At 70.3% G+C, this 19,191-nt stretch carries 16 protein-coding genes; 9 read left to right on the forward strand and 7 right to left on the reverse strand.

The annotated features are described in order from the left end of the window. Nucleotides 1-91 precede the first annotated feature (91 nt). The 4 genes from ACZ7D7_RS27085 to ACZ7D7_RS27100 form a co-directional block, all read right to left on the reverse strand. The gene (locus ACZ7D7_RS27085) at nt 92-580 is read right to left on the reverse strand and encodes a hypothetical protein (protein ID WP_470827634.1); all 489 of its coding nucleotides are present in this window, start codon (nt 578-580) and stop codon (nt 92-94) included. Further along, complete coding sequence (locus ACZ7D7_RS27090) at nt 577-1,005, reverse strand: SseB family protein (RefSeq protein WP_470827635.1); 429 nt, start codon at nt 1,003-1,005, stop codon at nt 577-579. The genes ACZ7D7_RS27085 and ACZ7D7_RS27090 overlap by 4 nt, the downstream gene beginning before the upstream one ends. 205 nt (nt 1,006-1,210) lie before the next feature. After that, nucleotides 1,211-1,522: a WXG100 family type VII secretion target gene (locus ACZ7D7_RS27095; protein WP_470827636.1), complete on the reverse strand. Its 312-nt coding sequence runs from the start codon at nt 1,520-1,522 to the stop codon at nt 1,211-1,213. Between the two features lie 34 nt (nt 1,523-1,556). Further along, on the reverse strand, nt 1,557-1,889 hold the full coding sequence (locus tag ACZ7D7_RS27100; RefSeq protein ID WP_470827638.1) for a WXG100 family type VII secretion target: 333 nt from the start codon (nt 1,887-1,889) through the stop codon (nt 1,557-1,559). Between the two features lie 281 nt (nt 1,890-2,170). Here ACZ7D7_RS27100 and ACZ7D7_RS27105 point away from each other — a divergent pair, with 281 nt between their 5' ends. Further along, nucleotides 2,171-2,494: a DUF397 domain-containing protein gene (locus ACZ7D7_RS27105; RefSeq protein WP_470827640.1), complete on the forward strand. Its 324-nt coding sequence runs from the start codon at nt 2,171-2,173 to the stop codon at nt 2,492-2,494. A gap of 55 nt (nt 2,495-2,549) precedes the next feature. On the opposite strand, the gene ACZ7D7_RS27110 is transcribed toward ACZ7D7_RS27105, so the two are convergent. The 3 genes from ACZ7D7_RS27110 to eccB form a co-directional block, all read right to left on the reverse strand. After that, on the reverse strand, nt 2,550-4,028 hold the full coding sequence (locus tag ACZ7D7_RS27110; protein WP_470827641.1) for an outer membrane protein assembly factor BamB family protein: 1,479 nt from the start codon (nt 4,026-4,028) through the stop codon (nt 2,550-2,552). After that, nucleotides 4,025-5,305: a type VII secretion-associated serine protease mycosin gene (gene mycP, locus ACZ7D7_RS27115; protein WP_470827642.1), complete on the reverse strand. Its 1,281-nt coding sequence runs from the start codon at nt 5,303-5,305 to the stop codon at nt 4,025-4,027. The genes ACZ7D7_RS27110 and mycP overlap by 4 nt, the downstream gene beginning before the upstream one ends. A gap of 63 nt (nt 5,306-5,368) precedes the next feature. Next, nucleotides 5,369-6,895, reverse strand: a complete 1,527-nt coding sequence (gene eccB, locus ACZ7D7_RS27120) for a type VII secretion protein EccB (RefSeq protein ID WP_470827643.1) — start codon at nt 6,893-6,895, stop codon at nt 5,369-5,371. 186 nt (nt 6,896-7,081) lie between these two features. Between eccB and eccE the strand changes: the two genes are divergently transcribed. The 8 genes from eccE (at nt 7,082) to ACZ7D7_RS27160 (ending at nt 19,140) form a co-directional block, all read left to right on the forward strand. Next, nucleotides 7,082-8,419: a type VII secretion protein EccE gene (gene eccE, locus ACZ7D7_RS27125; protein ID WP_470827645.1), complete on the forward strand. Its 1,338-nt coding sequence runs from the start codon at nt 7,082-7,084 to the stop codon at nt 8,417-8,419. Between the two features lie 89 nt (nt 8,420-8,508). Next, nucleotides 8,509-9,204, forward strand: a complete 696-nt coding sequence (locus ACZ7D7_RS27130) for a hypothetical protein (protein ID WP_470827913.1) — start codon at nt 8,509-8,511, stop codon at nt 9,202-9,204. Nucleotides 9,205-9,536: 332 nt separating this feature from the next. After that, nucleotides 9,537-12,794: an SCO5717 family growth-regulating ATPase gene (locus ACZ7D7_RS27135; protein WP_470827646.1), complete on the forward strand. Its 3,258-nt coding sequence runs from the start codon at nt 9,537-9,539 to the stop codon at nt 12,792-12,794. 294 nt (nt 12,795-13,088) lie between these two features. Further along, nucleotides 13,089-14,969: an ABC transporter substrate-binding protein gene (locus tag ACZ7D7_RS27140; protein WP_470827648.1), complete on the forward strand. Its 1,881-nt coding sequence runs from the start codon at nt 13,089-13,091 to the stop codon at nt 14,967-14,969. A 109-nt stretch (nt 14,970-15,078) separates the two neighbouring features. Further along, complete coding sequence (locus ACZ7D7_RS27145; protein ID WP_470827650.1) at nt 15,079-16,146, forward strand: ABC transporter permease; 1,068 nt, start codon at nt 15,079-15,081, stop codon at nt 16,144-16,146. Continuing rightward, nucleotides 16,143-17,099 carry an ABC transporter permease gene (locus ACZ7D7_RS27150; RefSeq protein ID WP_470827652.1) on the forward strand — a complete coding sequence of 319 codons (957 nt, stop codon included), beginning with the start codon at nt 16,143-16,145 and terminating at the stop codon, nt 17,097-17,099. Before ACZ7D7_RS27145 ends, ACZ7D7_RS27150 begins: the two co-directional genes overlap by 4 nt. After that, entirely contained in the window at nt 17,096-18,115 is a 1,020-nt protein-coding gene (locus tag ACZ7D7_RS27155; RefSeq protein ID WP_470827653.1) for an ABC transporter ATP-binding protein, read from the forward strand. Before ACZ7D7_RS27150 ends, ACZ7D7_RS27155 begins: the two co-directional genes overlap by 4 nt. Further along, nucleotides 18,112-19,140, forward strand: a complete 1,029-nt coding sequence (locus ACZ7D7_RS27160; RefSeq protein ID WP_470827655.1) for an ABC transporter ATP-binding protein — start codon at nt 18,112-18,114, stop codon at nt 19,138-19,140. The genes ACZ7D7_RS27155 and ACZ7D7_RS27160 overlap by 4 nt, the downstream gene beginning before the upstream one ends. The last annotated feature ends 51 nt before the right edge of the window (nt 19,141-19,191 follow it).

The raw sequence follows: 19,191 nt of genomic DNA on the forward strand, positions 1-19,191 counted from the left end.
AAACGGGGCTATCCAAGACGACTCCGACGCCGTGATCACACCAGACACCGCAAGATCATCTCAGCCGTGGCCAGCCGTTACGGGACAGCCCTTAGTCCTGTCCCTCGCCCGACGCCTGGCCGTTCCCCTCGGTGGGCTTCAAACGGCCGCGGAACGTCTGCTGTTCGCCGCTGATGCCGTGGTCCTCCAGCCAGGTGGAGACGGGGTGGTCCTTCTCGTACTGCTTCTGCCGTTCCAGCATCATCACCTGGTACTTGGCCTTGGTCTCGGCCACCAGGAAGTCGTTGATCGTGGCGGTCAGCGCGGAAACGATGACGTCTGCGTCGTCGGCTATGCAGCCGAGGCCGTGGCACCACGCGTCGAAGAAGTCGTTGACAGCTTCGGTGACGTCGCTCGCGCCCGTCTTCTCCTCAAACCCCAGGTTCTTGAGGGCAGCCTTAGCGCGCTCCTCGGAGATGTCCCGTGCCGCCTTCGTCGCCTCGCCCAAGGGTTTGGTGATCGACTGAAGGAACTGGACTTCGTACTTGAACTCTCCGCCGTCCGCGCCGAGCGGTATGAGCCATCCCTGTCCGCCGCTCACGAAGCACTCCCCCGGGGTCGGTACGTGATGTGCAGTACGGGCTCGGACTTGGTGGCGGCCGAGGCCAGCCGGACGGTATGGTCCGCCGCCGGGTCCAGCCATATGTCGAGGCCGGGTGGCAGGAGGTTGAGAACGTCGGCGCCCGTGGTCGAGAACCAGGGGCCACCGTCGGTGAAGAGCGCGAACTGCTCGAGTGACGTGAACACCGGCACCAGTCGATCCGCGGGTTTCGGGTTCTCGGAGGGTGTTGTCGTCAGGAGGTCCATGATGCGGGAGCGGTGCGGCTCGGCGTCTCCGCCGTCGGTCTTCGGTGCGGGCACCGTCAAAAAGCCAGGCCGGTCCGGGCGTTCACAATAGACGCGGGCGCGCTGGAACTCCTCGAAGACATCCTGTGGCGACGCCTCGTTCCTCTTGGCGCGGCGCACGACCGACACCAAGTCGTCCGCGTGTTCTTCTTCTCCCGCCGGGCCGTTCGGCTCCGGCGTGCTGCCCCCGTTCGCACGCATGGGCCTAAAGATCACACATGGTGATTACGGAACGCAACGCGGTGCCCGGCCATCGTGACCAAGGACGCAAAGTGTCGGGGAGAGGGACTGATCCCCTCTCCCCGGCAACCGCTACGGCGTGGTATCAGCCCATGAGCATGCGGAAACGCGCAGCGTTGTCATGGTCAGTGTCCTGGTAACCCACGACGGAGTCGTCCAGCAGCTTGGCGATGCGCGCGAGCTTCTGGCACATCATGTCCATCTCTTCACTGCTGGTGCGTTGGATCTCGCCGTAGGCGACCTTCGCCTCACCGTCCCAATCCTGGGCGACGGCTGCGACTCGGCGCATCAGGGCCTCGAGGCCATCGGCGAGGTCTCCAGCCGTCTTGCGCACGTCGTGCGCGGCCTGGGTGACTGTGTCGTAATTTACGGCTGTGCGATCGGCGCTGGTGCTCATTCTCAGGTTCTCCTAGGTGGCGAGTCGTATTGCGTCAGGCGAGGTCGGTGATCCGGCTCTTGACCTCGTACGAGTGGTCCACCTTGCGGATATCCGAAATGCGCGCCTGCTCCTCGCTGTCGAAGCCGTCCACGCTCATGCGCATGACCTTCTCGAGTTCGACGAGATTGTCCTGAAGCTTGCGCAGATGCTGGTTCACACCCTGCTGAACAGCATCGAACTCCTTGCCGGCCGCGCCCTGCCACCCCGCCTGGATCATGTCCACGACTCGGTTGAGAGACCCCACTCGATCGCTCACGTTGTGGTGGAACTTGCCGATGTCGTTGGCAAGCTGGATGAGTTGAGCGTTGCTGTAATTGACACTCATGTTTCCTGCCCTCCTCCTGAAGCGACGATGGCCGTCGCCGCGATGGGTCACCACCTCGGACGGCTGTCCGAGCCGTCCCGGCGGGCAAGGAACGCTACGGCTGCCGCGCGACGCGCGGTCTCGCAGCGTCGCGCCGCCCCCGTGCCGTATCACGTGCGTGATACCGGGGACCACTCTAGTCACTTGGACAGGCGCTTCCAACTGCAAAGGGTCACAAGGGAAGTTCTGGGACAGCTAGGCTGGCGGAGATTGATCGGATGTAGTGAAAGGACCGCTCCGCCATGGCTGACGCGCCCGACCAGGCCAAGGAATCGGATCAGGAGATCAAGGCCCGCAAGGAACGAGAGCGGGACGAGCTCTACGCTCTCGACATCTCCGGTGTCGAGTGGCACTGCGCGCCAGGGACGGAGGAGCACGAGGAAAGGGTCGAGATCGCCTACCTGCCGGAGGGTGCCGTGGCCATGCGATCCTCCCTCGACCCCGACACCGTTCTGCGCTACACGGAGGCGGAGTGGCGAGCCTTCGTACTGGGCGCGCGGGACGGGGAGTTCGACCTGGAACCGACGGTTCACAACGGCGGAGTGGAAGCCGAAGCCGACGACTGAGCCCAGAGACAGGGGTGGCGTCCGCGTCGGTACGCCACCCCATCGCTGACCTTCTTCAATGCCCCAGGCCCGCGCTGCTGTACCCCACCGCCACTGTGACGGAATCCTTGGGGTACTCGTCGTCCCTCTCGACCTGGCGCATGGCGAAAATGATGTGGCCGTGGGCGACGAGTACATCCGCGTACTCCGGATCTTGGAGTCTCCAATCGTCCTCGGGGAGGTTGAAGTAGAGGTACGGGGTTTCCTTGTCCGTGCGGGGATTCCAGCTCACCAGCGCGGCCGGGTTCAGGCTGCCCTCCCGGAAGATGAGAAGGTCGTCGCCGCTCATCTGCACGGGGAAGACCTGCTGAGCGGCTCGTCCGTCGAACTTTTTCGTCGTCCTGCCCGTCTTGAGGTCGAACCCTACGATCCAGTTCTTCGGCTGGTCGACGTCGAACTGCTCCTTACTCGTCACGAAGGCCTGGTCGCGCCCGACCACCAGCGTTTCGCACTTGTCCACAGTGCCGAAGAAGGTTCGCGAGAAGTGGCGGACCCCGCAATTGGCCTCGTAGCCCGACAGTGAGATGGTGGTGCGGTGCTCGCCTCGGCGGTCGAGTGAGATGAGGTCGGTCACCGTGGTGTCCCCGGCCGCGACGGCCAGCACCGGTGGGTCGGACGACGGCAGGTAGACAGCGCTGACGCCCGCCGCGACCTTGTACGTCCACTCCACCTTGCCCGTGCGCGGGGTGAGTTTCTGCACCCGAAAGGTGACGTCCGGCAACTCACCGCAGGTCACGAGTGCGAGCAGCACCCGACCACCGGCGTAGCCGCTGTCCTCGCATTTGGAGGTCGTCGTACCGTTCCACAACTGCTTGCCGTCGGTCATGTCGTAGGCCACCGATCCGCGCCCCCAGGCCACGGCCACGACGCCCTTCGTCAGGGCGATGTTGACGTTCGTGACGTAGGCGAACCCTGCCGATGGCATCGGCTTCTGCCAGAGTTTCTTGCCGGTCTTCAGGTCGACGAACACGACCTGGTCGCAGACACCGTCCTCGGACGTGCCCTTGCGCTTCGACGGCTGGATGACGACCGCGGTACGGCCGTCAGCCGTGACGTCGTCCGTGATGGCGCAGATGTGTCCGCCCAAGTCCAAGGTCCAGTCGGGCTCTCCGTCCCCACTCTTGAACCCGAATCCGAACAGATGGTTGGCGATGCCCTTGGCGACCAGCTTCTCGGTGATCCAGGTGCCGGGCGTGTACAAGGGCCCCTTGCCCTTGACCGTCTCGGACACCTCCGTCGTGTAGATGCCCTCGGCGGTGACCGGCGGCTTCTCCACCAGGTGCCGTACCTCGTCCGGGGCCTGCCGCGCGACGGTCGGCTTCTTCTCACCGCCGCCGTTTTCGACCGGCCACAGCAGCCAGCCGCCCAAAGCCACCGCGAGAGCCACTACGGCGGCGAGGACACCGACGAGTATCTGTCTACGGCGTTTCCTCTTCGTCTGCTCCGCCGACAGCGCGGACTGCGTGTATATCGACGGAGGCGGACCGAAACTCACGCTCGGAGATCCTTTCCCTTGCGGCGACGGAGGTCGCGCATGACGATGGCGGTGCCTGCGGTGATCGTGACCAGGACCGTGACGATGCCGAGGGCGTACGTGGCATAGCGCTCGTCGCGTTCCGCGGGGGTTTCCGCGAGTGAGAAGGGCGCGACGTCGGGTGCCTTGGCCCGCTCGGGTCCCGGGTCGGGCGTAGGCGACGATGGCGGGTCGGCGACGTCGGAGTCCTGCACGGCACGGACGGGGTCGACCACCCCCCAACCGACGTATTTGTCCCGGCCGTTGACGGACCGCTCGGCGGTCTGCTCGATCTGCGTCACGATCTGGGCGGGAGTCCAGTCGGGGTGCTTCTCCTTCAGCAGCGCGGCGACGCCGGCGACGAACGGGGCCGAGAAGCTGGTGCCGCTGTCCGTGCACTGGCCCCCGCCGGGGACCGTGGAGACCATGTCAACGCCCGGGGCCGCCACTCCGATGTGGTCGCCGGCCTGCGAGAACGGGGCTCGTTCGTTGTTCCGGTCGGAGGAGGCCACGGCCAGGACGCCTTCGAAGGCGGCCGGATAGGTCTTCCTGTCCTTGCCGTCCAGTCCGTCGTTGCCTGCGGAGGCCACGACGACGACGTCCCGCGCGATGGCCTCGCGTACCGCCCGGGCCAGAGCGGAGGTCGCCGACAGCGGCTTGGTGGTGTCCTGGGAGATGTTGATGACGTCGGCGCGCTGGGCGACGGCGTGCCTGATGGCCGTGGCCATCGTGTCCGAGTCGCCGCTGCTGTCCGCGTCGTTCTGGCGGATCGGGATGATGACCGAGTTGGGTGCGAGGCCCACGAACCCGGTCTCCTTCGCGGGGCGGGCCGCGATGATGCCGGCGACCTTGGTCCCGTGCCCGACCTCATCGTTCGTGGGGTCGCCTCCCTTGCCCTTGCTGAGCAGGTCGCGGCCCGCCGCCTTGTCCACCGCGCCCGACAGCTGCGGGTTCTTGTCGTCGACGCCGGTGTCGATGACGGCGACCCGTACGCCCTTGCCCTTTTCGGTGCCCTGCCACAGCTCGTCCAGCAGGACCCGCTGGAGCGACCAGGGGCGCGCTTTGAAGTGCTGCTTGCTGGGGAACGTGCACTGGCCGTTGCCGTTCGGGCGCGTGGGTGCCTGTGCCTGCGCCCGAACCCCCGAAGTCTGGGTGGTACCCGCCGGGGCGGGCGGACAGGCGCTCAGCGCCGCCAACGCGACGGCCGCGGCCAGCAGGGAGGTCTTCGTCGGCGACAGTTGCACGTCGTTCCTGTCCATGTCGGTCCTGGGATCCTTCGACCTGAGCCAGGGGTTCACGCGGGCCCCACAGGCATGTCGCGGTTACGAACCCTGCGGCTGCCGGGCGCTGTTGGTGTCGAGGCGGGGTCCCTTGGCCAGGAACTCGGACCAGGCCAGGGGCACTTTGGCCGGACGGACGTTCTCGTAACCCAACTTCACCTGCGCCTCGCTCGGTTCCGGGGTGCCGTCCGATGTCTTGCCCTGCCCGTCGGTGCCGATGTCGGACTTGTCCGCGTCGCTGTCGCCGTTCGCCTGGACGGCGTACCGCAGGCCGGTGTCGGTCACGAGGAAGAGTGAGCCCGAATCCGTGTCGGAGCCTTGGATCTGGGTGTAGAGCAGGCCGGTTCCCGGGGTCGTGTACGTGCTCGTGCCGTCGGCCGTGATCTCGGCGGGGTAGTCGGTGCCGGCCCAGGCGCTGAGCGTCGTCCGACCTTTCGTGTCCACATGGCGCAGGACGCTGCACACCGTGTCGCGTCCGGCGCCTCCGGACGCGGAATTGACCTGACTGACGCGCTGCTGAGGCCAGTTGGCGGACTGTCCGCGGAAGGGCGCGGGGTCGGCGGTGAAGTCCTGGAGGCCGACGGTGCGCGCCTCGCCGTCCATGTTCAGGGGTGCGGTCTGCGGCGAGGTGATCAGGAGCCACGCGGTGAAGTCACTGATCGGCTGGACCTTGCCCGGCAGCACGACGAAGTGCTGCGTCCCCTCACCGGTCTCGGCCCTCAGGACCATGCCGACCTTGTTCTCCTCCGCGGACAGGGCGCCGGGCACACCGGCCGGGGTGCCGATGCCGGACGGCAGTTGTGGGAAGCGGATCGGATCACCGGGGTGGAGCGTCGCGAGCCACTCCTTCGTGACGAGTTGCGGCTTGCGGGAGCCGACGAGCGCTTCCGTCAGCGTGTCGGCCTCACTGCCGGTGACGGGGTACGAGGTCCCCTTGGCGTCGACCAGGAAGCGCTCGCCCGTGCGTGTCGTCACGTACAGCGCTTCGCCGGCCGTCAGCCTGTTGTTCCCCTCCGTCTTCGCCGCCTCCCCGGAGGCCAGGACGAACGTCGCCTCTTGGACGGTGTCGCCCTTGCCTCCGGGCTGTTCGCAGACGGCCCAGCGCTTTGCCTTGCCGGCGTCCTTGGGCGAGGGAAGTCTGTCGGGCGCGTAGGGGATACCGAGAATGGGGCCGCGCGGCAGCTTTCCGGAGTCCAGGATGTCGTCGCTGACCTGGATGACGTCGTAGTTGGCGTCCTTCATCAGCAGCCGGGCGGAGGCCAGGTTCAGCACGGGGTGCAGACGCGTGTCACCGTCCGTCTTCAGCACGACGTAGCGGGTGGTCGAGTCCTTGCCCACGATCACCCGGGTGCCGGGCTCGTCCCAGCCTTTGGGTGCCGTCGGCTGGAACATGCCCCAGGCCCCGAAGACCGCCAGGGTGAGGACACCGGCAATCATGCTCGGCACGACCGCCCGCAACGGCCTGGGGGCGCCTTCCTCGGTTCCCGAGGGCGACGGTTGGAGGAACGCTGCCAACAGGCGTCGCTTCGCGAACGTGTAGGCATTGAGCTCGTCCCGCCGTGATGCCATGAGTGACTGTCTCTCCCCGTGTCGGTCCGGGAGCTTTCCGTCCCCCGCCCTGTGCTGTCAGACCGGCCCCCTACTATGCCTGGTGATCGCGCGGACACTTGGAGCGGGTAGGGTGAACGGACCTTCAAGAGCCTTGTGCCGGACCGGTATTCCAGCTGATTGCGAGCAATTCGGGGGGACTCAGTGATGGCTTCCGGGACACGTGCGCGGGCACGCGGCCGGGTGCGGGCCCAGGGCTCCCCGGCGCCGGGAGCAGATCGTGGCCGGCCGGCACAGTCACCCGAAGGGGTGGCTGCCGTGTCCGGTGCCCGGCAGTTGAAGGCCCGCCCGGGGCAGGGCAGGTCGTTCCGGCTGCAACGAGTCGTTCTTGTGGAACTCGCCGCCGCCGCTCTACTCGTCGGCTGGGTGATCGATCCGGTGGCCCTCATTCCGGCGGGTGTCGTCGCCGTCGCTCTGGTGCTGCTTGCCTTCGTGCGACGTCGCGGCCGGTCGCTGCCGGAATGGGTCGCCACCACAAGAGCCCTGCGGAGCAGGCAGAAACGCGCTGCGGCCATGGAGATCCCGGCAGGGACGGAGCCGGGCCTGGTACCGGCGCTGGAGTGCGAGCCGGCGCTGCGCACCTACTCCTACGGGGTACGTGATCGGCGCCCCGTGGGGATCGTCGGGGACGGCACGTTCGTCACGGCAGTCGTCCAGGTCGAGGCGGACGTCACGGCCCTGCGTGCTGAGCGGAGCCGGCAGCCGTTGCCGCTGGGCATCGTGCGCGACGCCCTCGAAGTAGACGGCATCCGCCTGGAGTCGGCCCAGATCGTGCTGCACACCCAGCCGGCCCCTGCGCTGCACCTGCCGCAGCAGTCGGTCGCGGTCGCCAATTACACGCCGCTGCAGGAGCAGACGGGCGCCCCCTCGGTGCGTATCACCTGGGTCGCGCTGAAGCTGGATCCGGAGTTGTGCCCCGAGGCCGTCGCCGCGCGCGGGGGTGGGCTGGTGGGGGCGCAGAAGTGCGTCGCGCGTACGGCCCACCACCTCGCGAGCAGACTCACGGGCGCCGGATTCGGTACGACGGTGCTGAGCGAGGAGGAGCTGATCGCCGCGCTGGCGACCTCGGCGTGCGCCAACCCGCTGGTGACGGCGGAGGCGGGGCGCACCGAGCAGCGACAGCGGCGCACTCAGGAGTCGGCGCGCAACTGGCGCTGCGACAACCGCCGGCACACCACGTACTGGATTCGCCGTTGGCCGCACTTCGACGGTGAACGAGGGCTCTCCCTGCCGCAGTTCGTGGCGAACGTGACCTCGGTGCCCGCTCTGGCCACCACCTTCAGCCTCAGTCTGTCCCGCGGGGACGGGCAGGAGGTGTCGCTGTCCGGGCATCTGCGGGTGACCGGACGCGGTGACGACGAACTGGTCGCCGCCCGCCGCGCCTTGGAGGACGCGGCCATTCGGTCCGGCGGCGCCCTCGCGCGGCTGGACCGGGAGCAACTGCCGGGAGTCCTCGCCACGTTGCCACTCGGAGGTGCCCGGTGACGTCCCCGACACCCCAGCGGACCGGGGGCCCGGTCGTCCCCGACGACACTGGTGACACCCGGTCCACCGACGCGCGGCGTGGACGGTTCCTGAGCGGGTTCGGGCTGATCGGCCCGCGGCACGGCCGGCATACACTTCCCGCGCAGGAGTTGGACAACCTGGCGGTACCCATCGGCGACGACGGGGTTGTCGTCGGCGTGGATTCCGAAGGGCACCCCGCCGTGCTCGGTGTCAACCGGCCCACCCCGTACGACATGGTCCTCATCGGCGGCCTGTGGACCGCCCAGGTAATCGCCCTGCGAGCCGCCGCGACGGGCGCACGGGTCGCCGTGGAGACCGGACGCCCGCAGTCCTGGGTGCAGATGGTGCACGCGATGGGCGGCGGTCAGAACGGGCTGGCGGTGTACGACGTGGGTCGTGTGCCGCCACAGGGCGCGTCGGCGGGGACGCCCGTCCTGGTGGTGCGTGACTGCGGCATGCGGCCGCCACGCGGGCGGGTCGTGTCCGGACCGTGGCAGTCCGTGCTGACGCTGCTGCCCTATCTCAGTCCCGCCGCGCCCCGGCTGGTGCGGCAGGCCCGGCTCACGGGCATCCAGCGGGTCTCACCGGACGAGGCGGCGGAGCTCGGGCGGCTCATGGCCCTGTCCCGGGCGGAGATGGAGGCGCTGCCGACGCTGGTCGACGGGATGACGTTGTGGTGTGCGGGCCGTGACCGCCAGTACGTGCTGACGCGTCCCACGGACGCCGAGATCGGCCTGTTGGGTACGCCCCGGCGCATGGATTGACGCATCCCCCGGAGCGGACGTCGGATGTGTGCGCCCCCACATCAGGAAGGAGCGTCCCTTTCGCCCGAGTTGTGGGGGTAGGGGTCGGAGAGTGAGGGCGGGCGGGCCTGACAGGGGTGGGGCCCGGATGATTAGGCTGGGATCGGGCGCGACGTCTGAACCCGTGGACCCGGCGTCGGCGTCCCAGGGGGAGCCAGTACATCGGACGACCTCGGGTGAAGGCGTACAGCTTCGTACGACGTCATTCGGCTTCGGACGACTCGAGTGACGCGGACCACGAGCCAGGTCGCCCCGGCACGGCATGAGGGTGCTCGACCACACCAGGAGGAACTGTGAGCAGCGATCGGGACGGGAACCGCGGGGGCTGGGCAACACCCGGCGATGACCAGCCCGACGTGGAATCGGCCGTGGAGGCGACCGGCGAGTTCACCATCGACTACGCCCCACCCGCCTGGTACACGCAGAACGCCTCCGGGGGATCGGCCACGTCCTCCCCCGCGTCGCCCTCCGTCACGCCCGCGTCTCCCCCTGCCCCGCCCGCGCCCGACGAGCCCGTGGGTCCGCCGGCCGGTCCGACGCCGCCGCCGCAGGCCGGCACCGGCGTGGCCGAGGGTGCCCCGGGCACGCCGTCCGTGCCGCCCGTCGCTCCTGCGCCTCACGGCGCTCCGTCGCCCGGCGTTCCGTCCCCCGGCGCCCCGTCGCCCGGCGCTCCTTACACGCCCGCCTACTCGCCGCCCCCGCCGCCTGTGGGCGGGCCCGTCGCGGTGCCCGGGATTCCGGCCGGGAGCGGGTTCGAGCCGCAGGCGCCGACCGCCGAGCCCTGGGCCGGCGGCGCCGGTCACGGTGGCCCCGGTGGTCCCGGTGGCCCGGGCGCCTCGGCCTTCCCCGAGTCTCCCGATGGCCCGTCTCCCGCCTCTGTCCCCGACCCCGGCCCCGGCCCTGCCTCTGCCTCTGCCTCTGCCCCCGATGGTTCCGGTAGCGGCGACCTTGAGAGCGGTGCCACCATGCGGTTCTCCGCCGGCGACCTGAAGCGGGAGATCGCCGAGCGCGCCGCCGAGGTCGAGGCGCGGATTCAGGCGGTCGGGAGCGAGAGCGGTAGTGAGGGTGGCGCGGCCGTTGCCGCCGACGCCAGGGCCGCCGACGGGGACTCCGCCGACGACGAGCCCGGCCCCGCGGACTCCAGCGACAGTGACAGTGAGAGTGAGAGCGACGGCGTCGACAGCGACGCCCCCGGCAATCTGACCCCGCAGGAGGACGACGCCCCGCTCGGTGCCGTCTTCGGCAGCGACTCGTCGTCCGGCGCCGCCAGTGACGCCGAGCGCGACACGGAGCACGACACCGAGGGCGACGAGGGGCCGGACTCCGAGAGTGCCGCCAACGACGGCCCCTCCCCCGACGCTCCGGAGAACGACGCCGACTCCGCGTCCCACCCGTCTCCCGACGAGGAGCCGGTCGCCGCCCGCAACGACGAACCCCAGGACGCCGTCCCTCCGGCGCCCGTTCCGCCCGCGCAGGGTGCCGTGCCGCCTCTGCCGCCCTCGTACCAGCCCGCCGCGCCCGCGCCCGCCAACCAGTGGCCCGCACAGCCGCAGGCACCGCAAGCCCCGCAGGCCGGCGGTTACGGCTTCCCGCAGCAGCCCGCCCACGAAGGCCAGCAGACGCAGCAGGGCCAGCAGCCCGGCGTGCCTCCGCAGGGGCAGCCTCCCTTCCAGCCGCAGGCTCCCCAGCCCGCCCCCGCCGCATGGCACAACCCGCCCGCCGCGCCGCCGACGGCTCCTGCCGCCGCTCCGCAGCCCGGCTACGGCTTCCCGCAGCCCGGCCCCAGTGGCGTTCCCGGTGGCGCCGAGTCGCAGGGTGGTCCCGGCCCTCAGGGCGGCTACGGCTTCCCCCAGCCCGGCGCACCCGCCCAGGCGCCCGCGCAGCAGCAGCCTCCCGTCCAGCAGCCGCACGCTCAGCAGCCCGCCCCGGCGCCCGACGCCTCCGGCTACGGCTTCCCACAGCCCGGCGGCGCCCCCGGCGGCCCTCACCCGCACGCCGGGCCCGGCCCCCAGGGCGGCTACGGCTTCCCCCAGCCCAACCAGCCCAACCAGCCCAACCCGCAGACCACGCCCCAGCCCAACCCCCAGGCCGGCGGCTACGGCTTCCCGCAGCAGCCCGCCCATCAAGGCCAGCCCGCCCAGCAGGGCCAGCCACACCCCGGCCAGGCCGGCGCGGCCGGACACCCCGCCGTCCCCGCGCAGCAGCCCGTGGACCCCCGTACCGGTGCCGCCTGGCCGCAGGCCGTGCAGCACGATCAGCGGCAGCCCACCAACCCCGGTGCCGCGCCGCTCGGTTACACCGCCGCCGTCGAGCTGTCCTCCGACCGGCTGCTCAACAACAAGAAGCAGAAGGCGAAGAGCAGCCGTCCCGCGGCCGGCGGTTCGCGGTTCAAGCTGGGCGGCAAGAAGGAGGAGGCCGAGCGGCTGCGGAAGCTGGAGCTGATCCGCACCCCGGTGCTCTCCTGCTACCGCATCGCCGTCATCAGCCTCAAGGGCGGCGTCGGCAAGACGACCACGACCACCGCCCTCGGCTCGACCCTCGCCAGTGAGCGCCAGGACAAGATCCTCGCGATCGACGCCAACCCGGACGCCGGCACGCTCGGCCGCCGCGTGCGCCGCGAGACCGGCGCCACCATCCGCGACCTCGTCCAGGCGATCCCGTACCTCAACTCCTACATGGACATCCGGAGGTTCACCTCACAGGCCGCCTCCGGTCTGGAGATCATCGCCAACGACGTCGACCCGGCCGTCTCGACCACGTTCAACGACGAGGACTACCGGCGCGCGATCGACGTGCTCGGCAAGCAGTACCCGATCATCCTCACCGACTCCGGCACGGGTCTGCTCTACAGCGCCATGCGCGGTGTACTGGACCTCGCCGACCAGCTCATCATCATCTCCACTCCGTCCGTGGACGGCGCCTCCAGCGCCAGCACGACGCTGGACTGGCTGTCCGCGCACGGGTACGCCGACCTCGTCTCGCGCTCCCTCACGGTCATCTCCGGGGTCCGCGAGACCGGCAAGATGATCAAGGTCGAGGACATCGTGTCCCACTTCGAGACGCGCTGCCGAGGCGTGGTCGTCGTCCCCTTCGACGAGCACCTCGCCGCGGGCGCCGAGGTCGACCTCGACATGATGCGGCCCAAGGTGCGGGAGGCGTACTTCAACCTCGCGGCCATGGTCGCCGAGGACTTCGTCCGCCACCAGCAGGCCCACGGCCTGTGGACCTCCGACGGCAACCCCCCGCCCGTCGCCGCCCCGCCCATGCCCGGCGGCCAGTACCAGGGCCAGCCCGGCCAGTACCAGGGCCAGCCCGCCCCGGGCGGACAGCCGATGCCGGGCCAGCCCGCCCCCGGCCAGCCGGGCCACTACCCCCAGCCGGGCCCCTACCAGCAGGGTCCCTACCAGCAGGGCGGCCACCCCCAGCAAGGCGGCCACCCCCAGCAAGGCGGCCACCCCCAGCAGGGCGCGCCCCAGCAGGGCCAGCCGTACGCGCAGCAGCCACCGGGCCAGCCCTACCCGGGCCACCACCAGCCGCCCCCGCAGCAGTAATCCGACACCAGTCCGCCCGGCACAGCCGACTCGAAGGCCCGCGTCCCCGGCGCGGGCCTTCTCGTATTGCGTCCACCCGCCCCATTCCGTCGCCAGCCCCTGGCCAGTACCCCTTCAGAGGTCTCGACCAATGGGCGCGAAAAGCTCGTCAATTCGTTATTTCCGCAGGCCACATGGGGTTCACCTGCCGTTGACGCGTGCAGATACTCGCTGATAGACAACCTCATCTACCTGATCAACCCGTCCGCTCAACCCTCCATCCCGTGCGAGCCATGACGCGAGGTCACCGACGCAATGGACAAGAACGATCAGTACGGCAGAGGGCGTCCGCGCCCCCATTCTCGTAATCTCCCGCGCCGCGTCCGGCTCGTGGCGGCGGCCGGTGCGGCCGCGTTCGCGCTGACCGCCGGTCTCGCGACACCGCTCAACCCGGCGCCGCAGCAGGCGGCAGCGGCCGACGACGGCAAGAAGGTGCTCACCGTCGCGGTGGCGCAGAGCGTCGACTCGCTCAGCCCGTTCCTGGCGGTCAGGCTGCTCAGCACGAGCATCCACCGGCTCACGTACGAGTACCTGACGAACTACGACCCCAAGGACAACAAGGTCATCCCCGGCCTCGCCACCGAGTGGGAGTCGTCGTCCGACAAGCTGACCTGGACGTACACGATCCGGGACAACTCCAAGTGGTCGGACGGCAAGCAGGCCACCGCCGAGGACGCGGCGTGGACGTTCAACACGATGATGACCGACGAGGGCGCCGCGACCGCCAACGGCAGCTTCGTCGGCAACTTCAAGAAGGTCACCGCGCCGAGCCCCACCAAGCTGGTCATCGAGCTGAAGAAGCCGCAGGCCACCATGACGGCGCTGGACGTGCCGATCGTGCCCAAGCACGTGTGGGAGAAGGTCGACGACTTCTCGAAGTTCAACAACGACAAGGAGTTCCCGCTCGTCGGGAACGGGCCGTTCGTGCTGACCGGCTACAAGCCCGACAGCTACGTACGGCTGAAGGCCAACAAGGACTTCTGGCGCGGCACTCCGAAGTTCGACGAACTGGTCTTCCGCTACTACAAGGACCAGGACGCGGCGGTGTCCGCGCTGCGCAAGGGCGAGGTGTCCTTCGTCTCGGGCTCGCCGTCGCTGACGCCCGCTCAGGCGGCCTCGCTCAAGGGCGAGAAGAACATCAAGGTCAATGACGCGCCCGGCCGGCGTTTCTACGCGCTGGCCACCAACCCGGGCGCGAAGGCGAAGAACGGCGAGAAGTTCGGCGACGGGCACCCCTCGCTGCTGGACCAGCGGGTCAGGAACGCGCTGTTCATGGCGGTCGACCGCAAGACCGTCATCGACAAGGTGTTCCAGGGCCACGCCGTCGAGGGCGCCGGGTACATCCCGCCGCGCTTCTCGCAGTACTTCTGGGAGCCGTCCGCCGACCAGGAGCTGGCGTACGACCCGGCGAAGGCGGCGAAGCTGCTCGACGAGGCCGGGTACAAGAAGAACGGTGACGGCAAGCGCGTCGGCAAGGACGGCAAGCCGATCAACTACCGCATCCTGTGCCACGCCACGGACCCGAACGACAAGGCGATCGGCAAGTACCTCGAGGAGTGGTGGGGCGACCTCGGCATCGGGGTGACCCTCAACTGCCTGGACAACGTGACCGATCCCTGGCTCGCGGGGAAGTACGACCTGGCCTTCGACGGCTGGTCGGTCAACCCGGACCCGGACTTCGTGCTCTCCATCCACACCTGCGCGGCGCTCCCGGCGACGCCGAAGGACACCGGAGCGACGGACAACTTCATCTGCGACAAGAAGTACGACGAGCTCTACGCGAAGCAGCTCGCCGAATACGATCCGGCCAAACGGGCGGACATCGTCAAGCAGATGGAGTCACGGCTGTACGACCTCGGGTACATGAACGTCATGGCGTACCCGAACGCGGTCGAGGCCTACCGCACGGACCACATCAAGTCGATCACGACGATGCCGGCGAAGGCGGGCAACATCTACGGCCAGGACGGCTACTGGAGCTGGTGGTCGGCGGTTCCGGCGGACTCCGGCGACTCCTCGGACGACTCCTCGTCGACCGGGGTGGTCATCGGGATCGTGGCGGGTGTCGTCGTCCTCGCGGGCCTCGGCCTGTTCGTGGCGATGCGGCGCCGGTCCACCGCCGAGGACCGCGAGTAGGCGCAGGCCCACCGAGGACCGCGAGCAGGCGTGGGCCCGGCGGGTGCCCGGGGGCAGGCGTCCCCGGGCACCCGCACACCCTTCGAACCGACCAGGCGATTGAGTACACATGACCGCTGACGCAACACCCGCGCTGGTCGAGGAGACCGCCGGTCCGGCCGAGGCCGGGCCGGCGGCCCGGGGGCCACGGGCGCGCACCACCACCGCGTATCTGCGGTACGTGGCGGGCAAGGTGGCCGGTGCGGCCGTCTCCCTGCTCGCCGTTCTCGTCACCAGTTTCTTCCTCTTCCGGCTGATCCCGGGCGACCCGGTCAAGCACATGACGGGCGGCCGTCAGGTGTCGGCGGAGCAACTGGCCGCCTACCGCAAGGAGTTCGGCCTGGACCTGCCGCTGTGGCAGCAGTTCACCGACTACTGCGGCAAGGCGCTCACCGGCGACCTCGGCACGTCGTACCAGTTCCGGGCGCCGGTCATCGACAAGATCACCGAGGCGCTGCCGAACACGCTGCTGCTGACCGGCACGTCGTTCGTCCTCTACACGGTGCTGGGCATCTTCCTCGGCACCCGCTCGGCGTGGCGGCACGGCAAGGCGGGCGACCGGATCAACACCGGTCTGGCGCTGACGCTCTACTCCATCCCGTCGTTCTGGCTGGGCCTGCTGCTGATCATCGTGCTGTCGGTGGGCATCGGCCCGCTGCCGGGTCTGTTCCCGACCGGCGGCATGGAATCGGGCGGCGAGGAGGGCTTCGCGTACGTCCTGGACGTGGCGCACCATCTGATCCTCCCGGTGCTGACGCTGGTGGCCGTCGAGTACGGGCAGACGCTGCTGGTGACGCGGTCGGCGCTGCTGGACGAGATGGGCAGCGACTATCTGACGACCGCGCGGGCCAAGGGTCTGCGCGACGACCTCGTGCGGCGCCGGCACGCGGTGCCCAACGCGCTGCTGCCCACCGTGACGCTGATCTTCATCAACCTCGGCCGGACCGTGGCGGGCGTGATCCTGGTGGAGACGGTGTTCTCCTGGCCGGGGCTCGGCGGGCTGTTCTACCAGGCGCTCAGCGTGCCCGATCTGCCGCTGGTGCAGGGCCTGTTCTTCGTGTTCGCCGCCGCGGTGATCGTGATGAACACGCTCGCCGACCTGATCTATCCGCTGCTCGACCCCCGGGTGGGCCGATGACGACCGAGACGACAGCCGCCGACAAGTCACCCACCGGCCCGGACACCGGCCCCAAGTCCCCCGCGAGCCCGCGCGCGTTGGCCCGGCAGCGGCGCCGGGCCTCCGTGGCGCGGTTCTGGCGGCAGTACCGCACGCACCGGGCCGGGGTGTTCGGCCTGGCGGCGCTCGCGCTGTTCGCGCTGCTGGCGCTGGCCGCGCCGCTGCTCGTGGGCTCCGACGTGAGCAACGTGACCGACGCGCCGGGCAGCCCGTTGCAGAGCCCGAGCGGTGAATTCCCGCTCGGCACCGACCAGTTCGGCCGCGATCTGCTGGGCCTGGTGGTGTGGGGCTCGCGCGTGTCGCTGCTGGTGGGACTGCTCGCCGCCGTGCTGTCGGTGGCGATCGGCACGCTGATCGGGGTCACGGCCGGCCACTTCCGCGGCTGGTACGCGACGGTGATGATGCGGGTGACGGACTGGTTCCTCGTCATGCCGACGCTGGTGCTGGCGATCGCGCTGGCCACCGTGATGTCCCGCTCGCTGACCACGATCGTGGTGGCGATCGGCGTGACCACCTGGCCGACGACGGCCCGGCTGGTGCGCGCGCAGACGCTGGCGGTGGAGACCCGCCCGTACATCGAGCGCGCGAAGGCGCTGGGCGGCGGCCACTGGCACATCATGTCGCGGCACGTGCTGCCGAACGTGATGCCGCTGGTGCTGGCCCAGACGACCCTGATCATCTCCTCGGCCATCCTCGCCGAGGCCACGCTGGCCTTCCTCGGCCTCGGCGACCCGACGGTCGTCTCCTGGGGCGGGCTGCTCCAGGACGCGCGGGAGGCGGGCGCGGTCAGCGCCGGCCACTGGTGGTACCTGGTGCCGCCGGGCATCGCGATCGCGGTGGTGGCGCTGGCGTTCACGCTGTGCGGCCGGGCCGTGGAAGCGGTCCTCAACCCGAGGCTGGGGGTGTCCCGTTGAGTCTGCTCGACGTCAGGGACCTGACGGTGACGTACGCCGGCGGGGCCGCGGCCGTGCGCGGTGTGGACCTGCGCCTGGACGCGGGCCAGAAGCTCGGCCTGGCCGGTGAGTCGGGCTGCGGCAAGTCGACGCTGGCGCTGGCGCTGCTGCGGCTGCTGCCGCCCGGGGCGCGCGCCACCGGGCAGATCCTGCTCGACGGCGAGGACGTGCTGGCCATGAAGTGGGGCCGGGTGCGCGCGGTCCGCTGGGCGGGGGCGTCCATCGTCTTCCAGGGCGCGATGCACTCCCTCAACGCCGTGCACCGCATCGGCGACCAGATCGCCGAGCCGATCCTGCTGCACCGCAAGGCCACCCCGGCCGGCGCGAGGAAGAAGACCGGCGAACTGCTGGAGCAGGTGGGCCTGCCCGCCGCCCGTGCGAACGCCTACCCGCACGAACTGTCCGGCGGTCAGCGTCAGCGCGTCATGATCGCGATGGCGCTGGCCTGCGATCCGCGGCTGGTGATCGCGGACGAGCCGACCACCGCGCTCGACGTGATGATCCAGGCGCAGATCCTCCGGCTGATCGAGCAGCTCGTCGCCGAGCAGGACGTGGGCCTCGTCATGATCAGCCACGACCTGGCGGTCCTCGCGGACACCTGCGACCGGCTCGCGGTGATGTACGCGGGGCGGGTCGTCGAGGAGGGCCCGGCCCGGCAGGTCTACGACGATGCCCGGCACCCGTACGCGAAGGCGCTGTCGGCCGCGTTCCCGAGGATCGGCGACCCGGCGTCCCGGTTCGCGCCCCAGGGGCTCGCCGGTGATCCGCCCGACCCGGTCGCGCTGCCGTCCGGCTGCACGTTCCATCCGCGCTGCCCCGTGGCCCTCGACTCCTGCTCGCGGGACGACCAGGCGCTGCGGGCGGCGGGCGCGGACCGGCGGGCGGCCTGCGTCCACGTGGCGGCGGACGGGTCCACGGCAGCGGGGCCGCTCGACGAGTCGGGGCCCCTTGAGGAAGCGAGGCGCAGCACGCCATGAGCACGTCCCCAGCGGTCTCCGAGACCCCCGAGGTCACCGGCGCTCCCCTGCTGAGCGCGCGGGACCTGCACGTCACGTTCCCCGGCCGGCACGGCGCGGCGCGCGCCCGCGCGGTCGACGGCGTGGACCTCGACATCCGGCCCGGTGAGATCGTCGCCCTGGTCGGCGAGTCGGGCTGCGGCAAGACGACGCTGGCGCGCAGCCTGCTGGGCCTGGTCCGGCCGACGTCGGGCGACGTCACGTTCGACGGCCGCCCGCTCGACTACTCGGGCCGGGCGCTGAAGGCGTACCGCAAGCGGGTGCAGCTGGTGCTCCAGGACCCGAGCGGCTCGCTCAACCCCCGGCACACGGTGTACGACGCGGTCGCCGAGGGGCTGCGCATCCACGGGTACGGCGGTGACGAGCGGGAGGCCGTGGCGCGGGCGCTGTCCCGGGCGGGGCTGCGGCCCCCGGAGCGGTTCTTCCTGCGCTACCCGCACGAGCTGTCGGGCGGTCAGCGTCAGCGCGTCGTCATCGCGGGCGCGCTGGTCCTGGAGCCCGAACTCCTCGTCGCGGACGAGCCGGTGGCGTCCCTCGACGCGTCGGTGCGCGGCGAGATCCTGGCGCTGCTGCTGCGGCTGCGCGCCGAGTTGGGGCTGTCCGCGCTGGTCGTCACGCACGACTTGGGGCTGGCGTGGAACATCGCCGACCGGGTGGCCGTGATGTACCTCGGGCGGATCGTGGAGACCGGCGCGGTCGAGCAGGTGCTGACGGCGCCCCGGCACCCGTACACACAGGCCCTGCTGTCGGTGCTCCCCGAGGCCCCGGGCGACCCGGTGGTCCTCACCGGCGAACCCCCGGACCCGTCCCGCGTGCCGACCGGCTGCCGTTTCCACGTCCGCTGCCAGGTCCTGGCCGGCGGCGAGGCGGAGCGCGCGGGCGTGGCGGACGCCTGCCGGACCCGCGACCTGGAGATCCTCGCGGGCAGCGGCCCGTCCCAGGCGGCCTGCCACTGGGCCCGGGCCACGGCGACACCGGAGAACTGACACGGACCGGGGCACCCCGGCAACGGGACACGGACCAAAGCGACGCCCGAG

This window comes from Streptomyces sp. NPDC037054 (genome assembly GCF_055606745.1).

Excerpts from the sequence above, each read along its gene's own strand:
- ACZ7D7_RS27105 (WP_470827640.1), top strand. The coding sequence starts at position 2,171 with ATGGCTGACGCGCCCGACCAGGCCAAGGAATCGGATCAGGAGATCAAG.
- ACZ7D7_RS27145 (WP_470827650.1), top strand. The coding sequence starts at position 15,079 with ATGACCGCTGACGCAACACCCGCGCTGGTCGAGGAGACCGCCGGTCCG.
- ACZ7D7_RS27150 (WP_470827652.1), top strand. The coding sequence starts at position 16,143 with ATGACGACCGAGACGACAGCCGCCGACAAGTCACCCACCGGCCCGGAC.
- eccB (WP_470827643.1), bottom strand. The coding sequence starts at position 6,895 with ATGGCATCACGGCGGGACGAGCTCAATGCCTACACGTTCGCGAAGCGA.
- ACZ7D7_RS27100 (WP_470827638.1), bottom strand. The coding sequence starts at position 1,889 with ATGAGTGTCAATTACAGCAACGCTCAACTCATCCAGCTTGCCAACGAC.
- ACZ7D7_RS27140 (WP_470827648.1), top strand. The coding sequence starts at position 13,089 with ATGGACAAGAACGATCAGTACGGCAGAGGGCGTCCGCGCCCCCATTCT.
- mycP (WP_470827642.1), bottom strand. The coding sequence starts at position 5,305 with ATGGACAGGAACGACGTGCAACTGTCGCCGACGAAGACCTCCCTGCTG.
- eccE (WP_470827645.1), top strand. The coding sequence starts at position 7,082 with ATGGCTTCCGGGACACGTGCGCGGGCACGCGGCCGGGTGCGGGCCCAG.
- ACZ7D7_RS27160 (WP_470827655.1), top strand. The coding sequence starts at position 18,112 with ATGAGCACGTCCCCAGCGGTCTCCGAGACCCCCGAGGTCACCGGCGCT.
- ACZ7D7_RS27095 (WP_470827636.1), bottom strand. The coding sequence starts at position 1,522 with ATGAGCACCAGCGCCGATCGCACAGCCGTAAATTACGACACAGTCACC.